Origin of the sequence: Pseudomonas sp. WP18 (assembly GCF_036689585.1) — a bacterium.
Lineage (GTDB): Bacteria > Pseudomonadota > Gammaproteobacteria > Pseudomonadales > Pseudomonadaceae > Aquipseudomonas > Aquipseudomonas chlororaphis_E.
Window position 1 is genome coordinate 4,857,471 of sequence record NZ_CP144758.1, and the last position, 15,228, is coordinate 4,872,698.

18 protein-coding genes are annotated in these 15,228 nt (G+C 61.2%); 10 read left to right on the top strand and 8 right to left on the bottom strand.

The window, feature by feature from the left end; genetic code table 11:
• Positions 1-13: 13 nt before the first annotated feature.
• Positions 14-1,072, bottom strand: coding sequence for an MBL fold metallo-hydrolase (locus tag V5F23_RS21480; protein ID WP_047736567.1), 1,059 nt, complete (start codon positions 1,070-1,072; stop codon positions 14-16).
• A 186-nt stretch (positions 1,073-1,258) separates the two neighbouring features.
• Here V5F23_RS21480 and V5F23_RS21485 point away from each other — a divergent pair, with 186 nt between their 5' ends.
• Positions 1,259-1,867: a TetR/AcrR family transcriptional regulator gene (locus tag V5F23_RS21485; RefSeq protein WP_047736568.1), complete on the top strand. Its 609-nt coding sequence runs from the start codon at positions 1,259-1,261 to the stop codon at positions 1,865-1,867.
• 31 nt (positions 1,868-1,898) lie between these two features.
• On the opposite strand, the gene V5F23_RS21490 is transcribed toward V5F23_RS21485, so the two are convergent.
• Entirely contained in the window at positions 1,899-2,432 is a 534-nt protein-coding gene (locus tag V5F23_RS21490; protein ID WP_042729487.1) for a DUF1003 domain-containing protein, read from the bottom strand.
• Positions 2,433-2,518: 86 nt separating this feature from the next.
• Complete coding sequence (locus tag V5F23_RS21495; protein WP_042729488.1) at positions 2,519-3,466, bottom strand: LysR family transcriptional regulator; 948 nt, start codon at positions 3,464-3,466, stop codon at positions 2,519-2,521.
• A 14-nt stretch (positions 3,467-3,480) separates the two neighbouring features.
• Here V5F23_RS21495 and V5F23_RS21500 point away from each other — a divergent pair, with 14 nt between their 5' ends.
• The gene (locus V5F23_RS21500) at positions 3,481-4,191 is read left to right on the top strand and encodes a CTP synthase (RefSeq protein ID WP_047736570.1); all 711 of its coding nucleotides are present in this window, start codon (positions 3,481-3,483) and stop codon (positions 4,189-4,191) included.
• Between the two features lie 35 nt (positions 4,192-4,226).
• On the opposite strand, the gene V5F23_RS21505 is transcribed toward V5F23_RS21500, so the two are convergent.
• Positions 4,227-4,556, bottom strand: coding sequence for a DUF2025 family protein (locus V5F23_RS21505; protein ID WP_047736573.1), 330 nt, complete (start codon positions 4,554-4,556; stop codon positions 4,227-4,229).
• A gap of 243 nt (positions 4,557-4,799) precedes the next feature.
• Between V5F23_RS21505 and V5F23_RS21510 the strand changes: the two genes are divergently transcribed.
• The 3 genes from V5F23_RS21510 (at position 4,800) to V5F23_RS21520 (ending at position 7,564) form a co-directional block, all read left to right on the top strand.
• Positions 4,800-5,927, top strand: a complete 1,128-nt coding sequence (locus V5F23_RS21510) for a glycerophosphodiester phosphodiesterase (protein ID WP_047736575.1) — start codon at positions 4,800-4,802, stop codon at positions 5,925-5,927.
• Between the two features lie 138 nt (positions 5,928-6,065).
• Complete coding sequence (locus tag V5F23_RS21515) at positions 6,066-6,371, top strand: PepSY domain-containing protein (protein ID WP_047736577.1); 306 nt, start codon at positions 6,066-6,068, stop codon at positions 6,369-6,371.
• 170 nt (positions 6,372-6,541) lie between these two features.
• Positions 6,542-7,564 carry a transporter gene (locus V5F23_RS21520; RefSeq protein WP_042729493.1) on the top strand — a complete coding sequence of 341 codons (1,023 nt, stop codon included), beginning with the start codon at positions 6,542-6,544 and terminating at the stop codon, positions 7,562-7,564.
• Here the strand turns inward: V5F23_RS21520 and V5F23_RS21525 are convergent.
• Positions 7,558-7,689, bottom strand: coding sequence for a hypothetical protein (locus tag V5F23_RS21525; protein ID WP_338496490.1), 132 nt, complete (start codon positions 7,687-7,689; stop codon positions 7,558-7,560). The two genes, V5F23_RS21520 and V5F23_RS21525, sit on opposite strands and share 7 nt — an antisense overlap.
• A gap of 182 nt (positions 7,690-7,871) precedes the next feature.
• Here V5F23_RS21525 and V5F23_RS21530 point away from each other — a divergent pair, with 182 nt between their 5' ends.
• From V5F23_RS21530 to V5F23_RS21540, 3 genes are all read left to right on the top strand, one after another.
• Positions 7,872-8,015: a hypothetical protein gene (locus V5F23_RS21530; RefSeq protein ID WP_185057640.1), complete on the top strand. Its 144-nt coding sequence runs from the start codon at positions 7,872-7,874 to the stop codon at positions 8,013-8,015.
• 36 nt (positions 8,016-8,051) lie between these two features.
• Positions 8,052-8,282: a hypothetical protein gene (locus V5F23_RS21535; protein ID WP_080964305.1), complete on the top strand. Its 231-nt coding sequence runs from the start codon at positions 8,052-8,054 to the stop codon at positions 8,280-8,282.
• 104 nt (positions 8,283-8,386) lie between these two features.
• Positions 8,387-9,586, top strand: a complete 1,200-nt coding sequence (locus V5F23_RS21540) for an MFS transporter (RefSeq protein WP_042729495.1) — start codon at positions 8,387-8,389, stop codon at positions 9,584-9,586.
• On the opposite strand, the gene arfB is transcribed toward V5F23_RS21540, so the two are convergent.
• Positions 9,583-9,996 carry an alternative ribosome rescue aminoacyl-tRNA hydrolase ArfB gene (arfB, locus tag V5F23_RS21545; protein ID WP_042729496.1) on the bottom strand — a complete coding sequence of 138 codons (414 nt, stop codon included), beginning with the start codon at positions 9,994-9,996 and terminating at the stop codon, positions 9,583-9,585. The genes V5F23_RS21540 and arfB overlap by 4 nt on opposite strands.
• 220 nt (positions 9,997-10,216) lie before the next feature.
• Positions 10,217-11,632, bottom strand: a complete 1,416-nt coding sequence (locus tag V5F23_RS21550; protein WP_047736580.1) for an amino acid permease — start codon at positions 11,630-11,632, stop codon at positions 10,217-10,219.
• 756 nt (positions 11,633-12,388) lie between these two features.
• On the opposite strand from V5F23_RS21550, the gene V5F23_RS21555 reads away from it, so the two are divergent.
• Positions 12,389-12,526 carry a hypothetical protein gene (locus V5F23_RS21555; protein ID WP_042729498.1) on the top strand — a complete coding sequence of 46 codons (138 nt, stop codon included), beginning with the start codon at positions 12,389-12,391 and terminating at the stop codon, positions 12,524-12,526.
• A gap of 92 nt (positions 12,527-12,618) precedes the next feature.
• Positions 12,619-13,584, top strand: a complete 966-nt coding sequence (locus tag V5F23_RS21560; RefSeq protein ID WP_042729499.1) for a leucyl aminopeptidase (aminopeptidase T) — start codon at positions 12,619-12,621, stop codon at positions 13,582-13,584.
• A gap of 270 nt (positions 13,585-13,854) precedes the next feature.
• Here V5F23_RS21560 and rluB read toward each other — a convergent pair whose 3' ends face one another.
• Positions 13,855-15,090 carry a 23S rRNA pseudouridine(2605) synthase RluB gene (gene rluB / locus V5F23_RS21565; protein ID WP_042729500.1) on the bottom strand — a complete coding sequence of 412 codons (1,236 nt, stop codon included), beginning with the start codon at positions 15,088-15,090 and terminating at the stop codon, positions 13,855-13,857.
• Positions 15,091-15,228 lie beyond the last annotated feature (138 nt).

A 15,228-nucleotide genomic window follows, 5' to 3' on the forward strand; every position in this document is an offset into this window, starting at 1 on the left:
GCTGCGGCGGGCGTCAGGCCGCGCCAGTCTGGTTCTGATAGGCCGACGCCTCTACCTCCAGCCACCAGGCCCGGCCACGGTGCGGATGGGTCAGGGTGAAGGCTTCGCCCATCTGTGGCGTGGTAATGAGCACGTTGCGCTCCCAGGCCAGCGCCAGGATGCGGTCGAAGGGTTCAAACCAGGCATGCATCGCCAGGTCGAATGTACCGTTGTGGATCGGCAGCAGCCAACGCCCACGCAGGTCGATATGAGCCTGCAATGTCTGCTCGGGCTGCATGTGCACGTGAGGCCAGTCGACGTTATAGGCGCCGGTTTCCATCAGGGTCAGGTCAAAGGGGCCGTATCGCTCGCCGATGCGCTTGAAACCGTCGAAGTAACCGGTGTCGCCGCTAAAGAAAATCCGCGCGCCGCCATCGATCATCACCCAGGAAGCCCATAACGTGCTGTTGCCGTTGAACAGCCCGCGACCGGAAAAATGCTGTGATGGTGTGGCGATGAACTCGATACCGTCCACTTCGGTACTTTGCCACCAATCCAGCTGACGCACCTTGCTGGCCTCGATACCCCATTTGACCAGGATGTCACCCACGCCAAGGGGTGTGAGGAAGTGCCGGGTCTTGGCGGCAAGCTTGAGGATGGCCTGATGGTCGAGGTGGTCGTAATGGTCATGAGACAGGATCACCGCCTCGATCGGCGGCAGATCCTCCAGGCTGACGGGCGGCTGGTGGAAACGCTTGGGGCCGGCCCATTGCACGGGCGATGCACGGTCGGAGAACACCGGGTCGGTGATCCAGAACTTGTCGCGCAGTTTGAGCAGAACCGTGGAGTGGCCGAGACGGAACACACTCTGGTTCGGTGCTGCCAGCAGCTCGGCGCGGGTCAGCGGCTGGACGGTGATGGCCCCTGCCGGACGGGTGGTACGGGGCTTGTGGAGGAGCATGTTCCAGATGATGCGCAGCATCTGGCCAAACCCTTCTCGCGGTGTATGGGCGTGATTGTGATACTTCCCTTGTTCGTGTCGGGAGGCCGGGTTGGCAGCTGCGTTATCGGTCGTGGAAGAAGGAATACTCATGGTGCGATAACTCCAGGAACGTCGTCGAATTACGCTTCGTCTTTGTAGGACGTTTGATGGCTGCGACGTGCACGCTCAGCCGTTCGCGACAAAACTACACCACTCGGTGTAGTTTCTAGATTGCATGAATCCCGGGAGCAAGTAAACTGCCGAGTGTAATTTGCCCTTCTCAACCGACGAATGCCCATGACCGTACCGCAGCGCCTCACCGAACGAAAACGCGAAGCCATCCTCCAGGCCGCGATTGCCGAATTCCGCATCAACGGTTTCGAGATCACCAGCATGGACAGGATCGCGGCGACGGCCGGCGTGTCGAAGCGCACGGTGTACAACCACTTTCCGAGCAAGGAAGAGCTGTTTGCCGAAATTCTGAGTCGGCTATGGGAGAGCATCACCGCTGAACAGGAGATGGCCTATGACCCGTTGGAGCCTTTGCGTGAGCAGCTACGTCGGTTGCTGCAAGCCAAGCTACAACTCTTATCGGAGGAAAACTTCCTCGATCTGGCGCGTATCGCCATTGCCGCAACCATTCACTCACCCGAACGTGCCCAAGACATGGTGTCGCGCATGGGCCAGCGTGAAGAGGGCCTCACCACCTGGATTCGCCAAGCCCAGGTCGATGGCCGGCTAAAGCCGGTGGAGCCGGAATTCGCTGCCCAGCAAATGCACGGTTTGATCAAGACCTTCGCCTTCTGGCCACAGATTTCCATGGGGCAACCAAGCCTGACCCATGAGGAGCAAGTGCAGGTGATCGAGTCAGCCCTCGACATGTTCCTGGTTCGCTATCAGGCTTGAGTGCCCACCACCGGGAGTCGCGTCACGAGGGTCATTGCGCCGAGGAAGTGTTCACGAATTTCTGATGCATTTCGGTGGTCAGGCTGTCGATGCGCTCGGTCAGTGCCTTGGTCATTTCCGTCAGGCGGGTGTTCTGCTCCAACAACTCGAGCAACTGCGCCGTATTGTGCGCGGCCTGGGCTTGGCGCTCAGTGTTGGCAATGGCCAGGGCTTCGCGATGTTGCGCATCGGCTTCCGCCTGGGCTTTGTCGCGAGCGGCCTGGCGAGTTTGCGCCAGCAGGATCAGCGGGGCGGCGTAGGCCGACTGCAGACTGAACGCCAGATTGAGCAAGATGAACGGATAAGCGTCGAAATGCACGATGCCCGACAGGTTCAAGCCTACCCAGATCAGCACGATCAGGGTTTGTGCGCCGAGGAACATCGGCGTGCCGAAAAAACGCGCGAACGCCTCCGCTCGCAACGCAAAGCGATCATTCCCGAAGGTGGGTGCCAGATGCGCGTGAGGCCGATGAAAACGCAAGTGATCCACGGGGGCCGCGGGGGTGGATGGGTAAGGGGTCGCCATGATGTTCTCCGCCTGGGGCTGGTGCTGAAGGCACTATAACCGCTGGGCGATCATCATCTATCTCGGCACGCTTGGCTCATGAAACATCAGCGCTGCCGCAAATTACGCCCCAACTCGTCGAACAATGTCACCACCGAACGCAAGGCGCGGCAGTCTGGTCGTGTCAGCAGCCAGAGCGACGTGTCATACCCCGCCAACGGTTCGCCGAAGGGGATCAAGCCCTGGCCTTCACCGATCAGAAAATCCGGCAAGGCGGCGACACCCAGGCCGGCCCGCGCCAACTCGGCGACCGAGAGCATGCTGTTGCAGCGATAGGCTGGCATCACGGCGGGCAGATGTTGTCGGCGCCAGGCCACGGTGGGGTGATCGGGGAGGAAGTCGTCCGGCGCAATCCAGGTCAGGGACGCCAAGTCATCCAGATTCGCGCCGGACAGGAAGACCGGACTCCCGCAGACTCGGTAGACGACACCACCAAGGTGCCGCCCCACCAAATGTTCCGGCGGCGAGCGGGTCAGGCGCAAGGCGATGTCAGCATCGCGACGGCTCAGGTTGGCGAAGTCGTTCGACGTACTCAGGTCCAGGTTCAACGCCGGATACGCGGGCATGAACCGCGCCAGCGCCGGCAACAACAGCACCTGCAGGACCGAGTCGGAGCACGTCAGGCGCACCGTGCCGCTGACGACCTCGCCGCCCTGCTCCACGCCGATGCGTGCCGCCTCCAGGGCCTGTTCGGCGCGCTCAGCCTGCTCGGACAGCGTCTGGGCCAAGCTCGTGGGCAGATACCCGGCACGGCTTTTTTCGAACAGGGGTTGGCCCAGGGCCGCCTCGAGTCGGCGCACCGAACGAAACACGGTGGACACGTCTACGTCCAGCAACCGCGCCGCCCGAGCCAGCGAGCCTCCACGCACCAACGCCAGGATCAGGGAGAGGTCGGGATAGTCCAGTCGATAGTGCGTGGATGCATTGAACACTTGGGTAAACGCCAATATTGATTGCGTGAACGCCAATCTATAGTGGCCGCCAGCAATCAACAAGCGGCGAGATTTCCATGGAAAACCAGCGTCCTTTGCACATCGCCCTGGTCGGCGATCATGACCCACAAATCACGGCCCACCGGGCGATCCCCCTGGCCCTTGAACAGGCCAGCCAGCAAACAGGCCACGGGCTTCGTTTTCAGTGGCTGGCCACCGACCTGATCGAGCACAGCACGCTGATGAACGACTTCGACGGCATCTGGTGCGTACCGGGCAGCCCTTACCGAAATGAAGACGGCGCTTTGCACGCCATTCGGTTTGCCCGTGAACAACGTCGTCCGTTCCTCGGCACCTGCGGCGGTTTCCAGCATGCGGTGTTGGAATACGCGCGCCACGTGATGGGCTGGACCGATGCCGCCCACGGCGAGAACTCCCCCGAGGCTGAACGGCTCGTGGTGACGCCGCTGAGCTGCGCCTTGATCGAAACCCTCGACAGCCTTCAGTTCGACGCGGGGTCACTGATTGCCCGGGCCTATGGACGCCAGACAGCGTTCGAAAGCTATCGCTGCCGCTTCGGGCTCAACCCGGCCTTCGAAAAAGACCTGCTCGGCCAGCGCCTGCACGCCGTCGCCCGGGACTCGACCGGTGACTTGCGCGCGGTGGAACTGCGCGATCATCCGTTCTTTGTCGCGACATTGTTTCAGCCCGAACGAGCCGCGCTGGAAGGCCGCACGCCGCCGCTGGCGAAGGCATTTGTCGAGGCATGCGCCAAGACCCGCGCCTGAGTGTCACCGGGTATCGATCAACTGATCCGTGGGGATCAGCCCTCCACGACCAACTGCCGCACCGCTACGATTTCAGGCAGGTCGGTGCGGGCCATGTAGACCCGCAGCGGATCAGTGAGGTTGATCCGGTCGTCGACATGCTGGTCCAGCAGCAGTTGGATCCGCTCGCGCTTGAGGGCCATGGTGCCGTCTGCCACCGGCCCCCAGACAAATTCACAGGTGGGGATGATGCCGTCGTCGGCCACGTCCATGCCGAAGGCGTCTTCGCTGAAACGCACGATGTACTGGCCGGTCTTGCGGTTCAGGCCGACAAAACCCTTGAGCTGGTCGGCGGCCTGGCAGATGAGTGTCGAAGTGGTGCGCATGGTAAACCTCATGGATGCGTCCCCTGGGGACGGCTGATCGATGGTTTACACGCAGGGCGGCGAATGCTGATTCAAGGTCTCCCTCTGCCGGGGAAACTGGTGCGACCAAGGGTACTGCAAAGCGGTGCGCCAATGCGTGGGAAAAATCTGCTTCGCACGCATTTATGTCGGTATGGCGATAGCGCCGACGGCGTTCAGTTGTTAAAAGATAGGTTTTTGCACACCCACGAAAGGAACTCGAGCATGCCTGTCACCTTCACCCGCAGCGCCTTGATGCTGAGCCTGGTGCTCGGCTTCGGCCAGGCCCACGCCGCCGAAGCGTTGAGCCCCAAGGCCCTGGCAGCTCGCCAGGGCATCCCTCATCCAGCGGTCATCGCCCACCGTGGCGCCTCGTTCGACGCGCCGGAATCCACCGCGGCTTCCTACACGCTGGCTCGCGACCTGGGGGCGGACTACCTGGAACTGGACCTGCAACGCAGCAAGGATGGCGTGTTGTTCGTGCTGCATGACGACAGCCTGCTGCGCACCACGGACGTCGCGAGCAAATTTCCCGAGCGAAAGGACAGCACCGCCAACGCCTTCACCATGGCAGAGCTCAAGACCCTGGACGCCGGCAGCTGGTTCAACACGACCTACCCGGACCGCGCGCGCCCCTCGTTCGCCGGCCTGAAGATCCTGACCCTCGATGAAGTGATCGACATTGCCGAAGGCAACCCGCAGCACAAACCGGGGCTGTACATCGAAACCAAGGAGCCGAAGCTGTTCCCCGGCATCGAGCGTGACCTCAAGGACAAGTTGCAGGACCGTGGCTGGCTGAGTCCGTCCGGGTCCAAGCTTGCCAAGAGCGCCACCGGCGTCGGCCAAGGCAAGGGCAAGGTGGTCTTGCAGACCTTCGAGAAGAGCAGCCTCGAACTGTTGCAAAAAGAGATGCCGAAGGTGCCGAAGATCCTCTTGCTGTGGGTCGGCGAAGGCAACATCGAGCCCAAGTCCAAGGTGCCGTTTGCCGAGTCCGGGGAAACAGACAAGGCGGCCTACTACGCCAAACAGGAACCCAAAGACAAGGCCGAGTTCGAGAAATGGGTCCAGTACGCCAAGGCCCAGGGCGCCATCGGCACCGGGCCGTCCGCCGCACTGACCCATGGCGGTAGCCAGAGTTACGCGGACCTGGTCAAACCCTGGATGAACCAGTACACCCATGACCAGGGCCTGCTGGTGCACGTCTACACCGTGGATGAGGCAGTGGACTTCAAGAAAGTGCTGGATGCCGGCGTCGATGGCATCTTTACCAACCGCGCCAGTGAACTGCTCAAGTACTTCAAGCGTCCCGAGACTGGCAGCGTGGCACAACTGCTGAAAAAGAACGGGTATTGAAACCGAAGAGGCCTTTGGGGAACCACAGGCCTCTGGGTGCATTCCAAGTTATTGCAAATTAAGGGTGAATTAAGTTGCCAGCGTTAGCCTGAACCCACTTAAACGAATCACCCCTTTAATGACACAAGGAAAGCACTTATGAAAACGTTGACTGCCCTCTTTACCGCCGCTGCCCTGACCCTCACCGCCGGCCTGGCACAAGCCGACGTCCGGATCGACCAGATTCCCCAGTTGGTCAAGGAAGGCAAAATCAAGTCCCTTGAGTCGATGAACGCAGAAGCCCTGAAGTTGCACCCGGGCGCGACCATCACCGACACCGACCTGGACAATCACTTCAACGGTTATGAATATGAAGTTGAACTGAAGACCGCTGACGGCAAAGAGTTCGACGTCGACTTCGATGCCACCACTGGCGAAGTTCTGAGCAACAAGCAAGACACTTGATTGACCTGCAAAAAGAGCCGCGCAACTTCCCGTTGCGCGGCTCTTTTTTTTGCCTGGATTTAAACCTGTCGGTCCCCTCACAACTGTCACAAAACCATCAAGAAAGCTTGCGATGATGCCACTCAAGTGAACCTGTAGCCGCGACAGGCACTTCCCGCCAGCGAGCCTTCATGAATCACAGCATCGATCAAAGCCACCGCGATCCGGACCTGTTCGGCCTGCTCTACGGGTTTCGTTTCCGTCCCGGCCAGCGTGGACAGGAAATCGACTCGGCCCAAGCCCTGCGAAGCCTGCAACACCCCCAGGACGCCGATGAGTTCCTCTGGCTGCACCTGAATCTGGCCCATGCCGCGTGCGAGCGCTGGATGAAAAGTCACCTGGCCTTGCCACAGGAATTCTTCGAAGCCCTGCATGAAGGCTCGCGCTCGACCCGCATCGAACACGTGGATTCGGCGTTGCTGGCGGTGGTGAACGACGTGGTGTTCAACCTCAGCAACCTGGTGTCTTCGGACGTCTCCACGTTGTGGGTGTGCGTTCACAGCCGTTTGATCGTCAGCGCCCGCCTGCAACCCCTGCACTCGGTCGACAAGCTGCGCTCCTCGGTCAAGGCCGGCGAATGCTTTCGCTCACCACTGGAGTTGCTCGTGCACCTGCTGCGCGACCAGGGTGAAGTACTGACCCAGATCGTGCGCAAGACCAGCCTAGGCGTCGACCAGATCGAAGATCAGTTGCTGTCTTCGCGCCTGTCCACCAATCGCGCCGAGTTGGGCAGCCAGCGCCGGGTGCTGGTGCGCCTGCAGCGCCTGCTGGCGCTGGAGCCCGGTTCGTTGTTGCGCCTGCTCAACCGCCCGCCGCAATGGTTGCAGAAAGAAGACGTCAAGGAACTGCGCAAATCCACCGAGGAATTCGCCCTGATCATCAACGACCTGACCGCGCTGGGCGAGCGGATCAAGCTGTTGCAGGAAGAGATCGCCGCCAACCTCAATGAACAGAGCAACCGTACCCTGTTCACCCTGACGGTGGTCACGGTGCTGGCCTTGCCCATCAACATCATTGCCGGTTTCTTCGGCATGAACGTCGGCGGCGTGCCATTGGCCACCGATCCCGAAGGTTTCTGGATCCTCGTGGCACTGGTGGCGACCTTCACCCTGATCGCCGGTCGCTGGGCGTTTCGCAAGCGACGCGACTATTGAGCCGGTGGCGCGGGCGTTGGCTGCTCGATGCGCCTCTTGATGTTCGCCGGGACGCCTTGTTCACGCGCGATCAACTCACCCAGGATGCCCTGGACGTCGTGCTGGCGTTCCTCGAATGGCTTCATCCGATTGTCGGCGGCCTTTGCAAGCCTGTCGACAAGCTTGCCTTGCCTGTCCAGACAATCCCATCTGTCGGTGCAACAGGATTTAAACGTCTTTTTGTCATTTCTCCTGCTGTATCCTGCCCAGGCTTTTTTAAAAGCGCGGATCTACCAGATCTATCCACAGACTTTGCGAGGAGCGCGATATGCACGAGATCCCTAATCTCCCCTTCCCAAGCCTGCACGACACTGAGCAGACGACCACGCTACAAGCCGGGGGGCCGGCAGACGCCCAGCAACCCGAACCCAAAGAAGCCACTGAACGCCGCCAGGCCGACAGCCAAGACTGATCCACCGCGTAACCAGACCGTGTGGAAAGCGCTAAGATGCGCTTTCCACACTGCCTGAATCCGAGCCCTGCGATGACCGATGACACCTCCCCCTTCAGCGAAGCCCAGGCCAGCGTACTGATCGGCACCGCCGAGAAAATGGTCGAGATCTGGACGCGCTTGTCGCCTGAAAAACAAGCCGCGCTGCTGGCCCGTTTCGGCACCGAGGAAAACGCCCTGGCCGCCCTGGTCACCAGTCACCTGGTCAGCGAACAAGGCACTGACTGAACAAGCCGCCGGGCAAATAGTTTTACTTTTCCGCACCCTGCCCCCACGGTCGCCGTTATCATAAGCAGCCTATCTATTGTTGCTGCTCCGTGGACCCTTTCCCCATGTCAGATTCTCAGCGCCCCCTGGCGGTCACGCTGCAAGTTGTTTCCATCGTCCTATTCACCTTCATTGGTTACCTGAACGTCGGTATCCCGCTCGCCGTGCTGCCCGGGTACGTCCATGGCGAGCTGGGTTTCGGTGCGGTCATTGCCGGGCTGGTGATCAGCGTCCAGTACCTCGCCACCCTGCTCAGCCGCCCTTACGCGGGCCGGATCATCGATAACCTGGGGAGCAAGCGCGCGGTCATGATCGGCCTGGCCGGTTGCGGGCTGAGCGGGGTGTTCATGCTGGTGTCGGCCTGGACGCCGAGCCTGCCGATGCTCAGCCTGGCCAGCCTGTTCATCGGCCGCCTGGTGCTGGGCAGCGCCGAAAGCCTGGTGGGCTCGGGCTCCATCGGCTGGGGGATTGGCCGGGTCGGCGCGGCGAATACCGCCAAGGTCATCTCCTGGAACGGCATTGCCAGCTACGGTGCGCTGGCGATCGGCGCGCCGCTGGGGGTGTGGCTGGTCAATACGCTGGGACTGTGGAGCATGGGCGTCAGCATTATCCTGCTGGCCTCGTTGGGCCTGGCATTGGCCTGGCCGAAACTGGCCGCGCCCATCGTCGCCGGTGAACGCCTGCCCTTCATGCACGTGCTGGGTCGCGTCCTGCCCCACGGCTGCGGCCTGGCCCTGGGCTCCATCGGATTTGGCACCATCGCCACCTTCATCACCCTGTACTACGCCACCCAGCACTGGGAAAACGCCGTGCTCTGCCTGAGCCTGTTCGGCGCCAGCTTCATCGGTGCGCGGCTGTTGTTCGGCAACCTGATCAACCGCCTCGGTGGCTTTCGCGTGGCGATTGCCTGCCTGTCGGTGGAGGTCCTGGGGCTGTTGCTGCTATGGCTGGCGCCCGATGCCCACTGGGCGTTGGCGGGGGCGGCGTTGAGCGGTTTCGGTTTTTCCCTGGTGTTCCCGGCGTTGGGCGTGGAGGCGGTCAACCTGGTGCCGGCGTCCAGTCGCGGCGCGGCGGTGGGTGCCTATTCGTTGTTCATCGACCTGTCACTGGGGATCACCGGTCCCTTGGCCGGTGCCATTGCCGCAGGCTTTGGCTTCGCGTCGATCTTCCTGTTCGCGGCGCTGGCCGCCTTGGGCGGGTTGGCCCTGAGCGTGTACTTGTACCGGCAAGCGCCAAGGCAGCGCGAGGCACGGACGCGCAACTAGAAATCCACCTTGCCGCGTCCGGCCTTGATCGAGCCGCGCTTGGTCTTGGATTCCAGCCGACGTTTCTTCGAGCCCAGCGTCGGTTTGGTGGGACGCCGCTTCTTCTCGACCTTGGTGGCCCCGAGGATCAGTTCGACCAGGCGCTCCAGCGCATCGGCCCGGTTCTGTTCCTGGGTGCGGTATTGCTGGGCCTTGATGATCAACACACCGTCGCTGGTGATGCGGCTGTCGCGCAGGGCCAGCAACCGTTCCTTGTAGAACTCGGGCAAGGACGAAGCCGGGATGTCGAAGCGCAGGTGCACGGCGCTGGACACCTTGTTGACGTTCTGCCCCCCGGCGCCCTGGGCGCGGATGGCCGTCAGCTCGATCTCGGCGTCGGGAATGTGCACGGTGTTGGAAATCGCCAGCATTGGGAAAAGGTCCGGTATTCAGGCCGCCAAGAATACCCCGAATCGCCAGCGCAACACCCATCCTGCTGTGGCATCGGGCTTGCTGGCGACAGCGCTGTGTCAGTCGACGAAGCATTGAATGTAACGACGCTTTCGCGGGCAAGCCCGCTCCCACAAAGGATCGCGTGAGCCAGAAAAACCAGACCCGGCACGCGGCCGGGTCTGGTGTGTTTCGGGGCGCCTACTTGGCCGCTGCCACAGCCAGTTCCTGACGGGCACTGCGCTTGTTCTTGATCACGTAGCACACCCCCATGAACGCCAGCCACACCGGAATCGCGTACACCGAGACCTGGATGCCGGGGATCAGCAACATCACGCCAAGGATGAACACCACGAACGCCAGGCAGATGTAGTTGCCGTAGGGATACCACAGCGCCTTGAACAGCGGCACCTGGCCGGTCTGGTTCATGTGCTGGCGAAACTTGAAGTGTGAGTAGCTGATCATCGCCCAGTTGATCACCAGGGTCGCGACCACCAGCGACATCAGCAGCTCCAGCGCGTGTTGCGGGATCAGGTAGTTCAACAGCACCGCCACCAGCGTGATCGCCGCCGACGCCAGGATCGAGCGCACCGGCACGCCGCGCTTGTCGATCTTGGCCAGGGCCCGTGGAGCATCGCCCTGCTCGGCCATGCCCAGCAGCATGCGGCTGTTGCAGTAGGTGCCGCTGTTGTACACCGACAGCGCAGCGGTCAGGACCACGAAGTTGAGGATGTGCGCCGCCGTGTTGCTGCCCAGCATCGAGAACACCTGCACGAACGGGCTGCCGCTGTAGGCGTCGCCGGAAGCGTTGAGGGTGCTCAGCAGGCTGTCCCAAGGCGTCAGGGACAACAGCACCACCAGGGCGCCGATGTAGAAAATCAGGATCCGGTAGATCACCTGGTTGATGGCCTTGGGGATCACGGTTTTCGGCTTGTCGGCCTCGGCGGCGGTGAAGCCGAGCATTTCCAGGCCACCGAAGGAGAACATGATGATTGCCATGGCCATCACCAGGCCGCTGACGCCGTTGGGGAAGAACCCGCCGTGCGACCACAGGTTGGTCACCGACGCTTGCGGCCCACCATGGCCGCTGACCAGCAGATAGCTGCCCAGGGCAATCATGCCGACAATCGCCACCACCTTGATGATGGCGAACCAGAACTCGGCCTCGCCGAACACCTTGACGTTGGCCAGGTTGATGGCGTTGATCAGGATGAAGAACGCGGCCGCCGAAGCCCAGGTCGGAATGTCCGGCGCCCAGTAGTGGATGTACTTGCCCACCGCGGTCAGCTCGGACATGCCCACCAGGATGTAGAGGATCCAGCAGTTCCAACCCGACAGGAAGCCGGCGAAACCGCCCCAATACTTGTGGGCAAAGTGACTGAAGGAACCGGCCACCGGCTCTTCGACGATCATTTCGCCCAACTGGCGCATGATCATGAAGGCGATGAAGCCGCAGATGGCGTAGCCGAGGATCATCGACGGACCGGCCGACTTCAGCACCCCGGCCGAACCCAGGAACAGACCGGTACCGATGGCGCCGCCGAGGGCGATCAATTGGATATGGCGATTTTTCAGGCCGCGTTTCAGCTCGCCTGAATGCGAGTTTTGTCCACTCATGAAAAGGGTCTCACGCAAGGTTTGATGATGTTCGTAGGACGTTGCCGCTCAAATGGATTTCAAGCAGCGCCCATCAAACCCCAGCGCAGGCACCAGGAATTCAGCGTATTTACAACGGTCATGCGTCACCTGTTTGTTTTTATCTGTGACGAAATCGAACCCGACACGCTTGTGACGTGGCGGAATGAGCAAGGCGGATAACCTTGAAGGTGCGTGGGTACGCGAAGGGTCACAGTAAAACGCGGCGCATTGTACACCGCCGACCTTTTGCCGCCAGACACCCTCACAAGGCATGGCACGCATCTGACCCTGCCCCAGGAGCGGAAACAAGGCGCCCCATTCCCTGGAAAACTCCGTTTGAAGGGCTTGATGGAAGCTTTTTCTTACATTCGTCGGTACAGGTGTTTGGGATCGACGCGGCACTGGCTTTTCGTCAGCTTTTCTTTACAAGGCGTAACGCATTTTTTCCATGTAGGAAATTTCTGTCATCCGTCTGGAAATTGACGGTAGGAAGCTAGCTAATGAATAAACCTCACAGCCAATTGTTTTACCTCAGCAAAAAAACCCGCCGAAAATGGAACAAAAAGTTCATCTGAAAAAATAAAAATTATTTTTTGCATTCCAAAAAACCCTCGACTAGGTTTTCACCGACTTGCCAAGGCATCGTGCCGACAAGTTTTGCGGTGCCCCCTGCGGCCAGTTTCCACTCGCCGATCGGCCCGCTCATTTCCGTAAAAGTCCTCTAGGAGATTCACTATGCAAACACTGGACAAAGACTTGGAAACCGAACTGCAACTGGACGAATGGTTTGAAGCGCCAACCCATGAAGCCGCTGTTGAAATGATGCAAGCCGACGCGGTCGTTCCGTTCGGCACGGCGATGTGGCCTCTGTAGGCACAGCCCGGCGGAGGCGGTCCGGCCGGTCGACTCCGCCACTTTTTGCCGTTGTCAGGGAAGCCAAATAGATTTGTCAGGGAAGAACAAGCATGGACACACAACGAGCCATCTCACATTTCCTTTACTACCTCGATCACCATCCAGCCCTGGCCGGCATCCAGCCCGCCAAGGTCTTGCTCGGCCACACCGCCGACTACGAGGCACTGACCGGCGCCATCGTCGAACAGGCGGGCAGCGGTTCACCTTTGCAGTTCAGTGCCATGCGCCTGGACCTCGAATCCACGGAGCGCCTGTCCAAGGCCATTGCCGACAGCGATCTGTACATTTTCTTCTACGACTCCTCCACCCTGCCCAACCCCCGCCCGGACGGCCCGGACTTTGTTCGCGCGCTGCAAGGCGTGATGGCGGACAACTGGAGGAAATCGCTGCTGTTCAAGGACTACGGCGATTATTTCTACGACACCTTCAGCGTCATCCCCCAGCGGATCGCCGGGCTCAACAGTCACCTGATCCGGCGCATGTCCCAAGCCACGACGTTGAGCTTCCAGGATGAGCACGGCTCGTATTTCGACACGGCCCTGGACAGCGTGAAGAAGTGGACCGACATCAACGGCGTGGGCAACTACGACCTGGCCCCCGGTGAAATCGCCACTCACAGCGACACCATCAACGGCCGGGTCAAATTCGTCGGCACGTTCCTCAGCACCATCCCGTTTGCGCGCAAGTACGGTGTGCTGCAATCGCCGCTGGAGCTGTGGATCGAAGACTCCACCATTCAGAAAATCGCCACCGACGTGCCGGGCCTGGAACACGACTTCAACAAATACCTGGACGCCAATCCGTCCAACCGTCGCATCGAGGAACTGGGAATCGGCACCAATGAAGGGATCAAAAGCCTGTACGCGCGCAACGCCGGCTTCGAGGAACGTCATTGCGGCCTGCACCTGGGGCTAGGCGGCGGGGCCAAGGGCAGCCATCACCTGGACCTGATTTTCGAAAGTGGTGTGCTGGCGCTGGACAATGAAGCGATGTTCGATGGGCGGTTTGTGCTTTAGAAGCCGCTTTAAGGGCAGCTTCGAGCGGCAAGCGAGGGAGGTCTGGCAAAGAGTGGTTGAGGCGGCTGGCCCCTTCGCGGGCAAGCCCGCTCCCACAGTTGATCTCAGTGAATGGAAGATCTTTGAACGCCGCCGCCCCAATGTGGGAGCGGGCTTGCCCGCGAAAGCGGTTTCATCAGCACCCCACCCCTTAAGCCGAACCCAAAAAAAACGCCAACCCAACGGTTGGCGTTTTTTCTTGCCGCTTGCAGCTAGAACCTCAACGCGGCCTCACTCGGGCTTGCGGCGCCCGAAGCCTGGACGCTGTCCCGAACCGGCCGGTGCCCCACGACGCTTGCCCGAAGGCGCGTCACGGTCCACCAGCGCGATGCCAGGGCGCTTCTTCGGCGCCGGCTTGGCTGGACGCTTGGTGTCGGCCGGGCGATCGGCAACTGGGGTGCCACGACCTGCCGGAGCACTGCGGCCTTCGCCGCGCTCGGCCCGACCGTTAGCCGGACGCGGGCTGCGTGGGCCGCGCTCGCCATCCTGGCGAGGCGCCGGTTTGCGCGCCGGACGCTCGCCTTCGATCTGCGGCTCGCGCGAAGGACGCGGGCCAGGCGCCGCACCTTCGACTGGCGGACGCAGGGTGCGCACGCGTTCGGTCTTGGCCATCGGCCGCGAGGACTTGCGCTGCATCCGCTCCAGCTTGTCCTTGCTCTTGGCGGTCATCTGCGGCATTGCCACGGGCGTGAGGCCCACTTCGGCAGCCAGGATGTCGACTTCGTACTGGCTCATTTCACGCCAGCGGCCCATCGGCAGGTCGGAGTTGAGGAACACCGGGCCAAAACGCACGCGCTTCAGGCGACTGACCACCAGCCCCTGGGATTCCCACAAGCGGCGCACTTCACGGTTACGGCCCTCCATCACCACGCAGTGGTACCAATGGTTGAAACCTTCACCGCCGGGCGCCTGCTTGATGTCGGTGAAACGCGCCGGGCCGTCTTCCAGCACGACGCCGGCCTTCAGGCGCTCGATCATCTCGTCATCGACTTCGCCCCGTACACGCACGGCGTATTCGCGGTCCATTTCGTAGGACGGGTGCATCAAGCGGTTGGCCAGCTCGCCGTCGGTGGTGAACATCAGCAAGCCGGTGGTGTTGATGTCGAGGCGACCGATGTTGATCCAGCGACCTTCCTTGGGACGCGGCATCTTGTCGAACACGGTCGGACGGCCTTCCGGGTCGTCACGGGTGCAGATCTCACCGTCGGGCTTGTTGTACATGATCACGCGGCGCACCGTTTCGGCGGCCTCTTCGCGCTTGATCACCTTGCCATCGATGGTGATGGCGTCATGCATGTCGACACGCAGGCCCAAGGTGGCGTCTTTGCCGTTGACCTTGATGCGGCCCTGAGTGATCCAGGTTTCCACGTCACGGCGCGAACCGACGCCGATACGGGCGAGGACTTTCTGCAGTTTCTCGCCGGCTGGACGGATTTCCTGGCTGTCGTTCTGGTCTTGGTCTTTCATTCTGGGCACCTCCCGGTGTGGTCGGCCAGGCGTGGCCTGACGCGTTGAAAACAGGTCCATGGCGAAGGGATCGCCAAAGGGTCGCGAATCATACGCTCGTTGAGACGTTTGCGCATCAGAGACTAGCTGATCGACGAA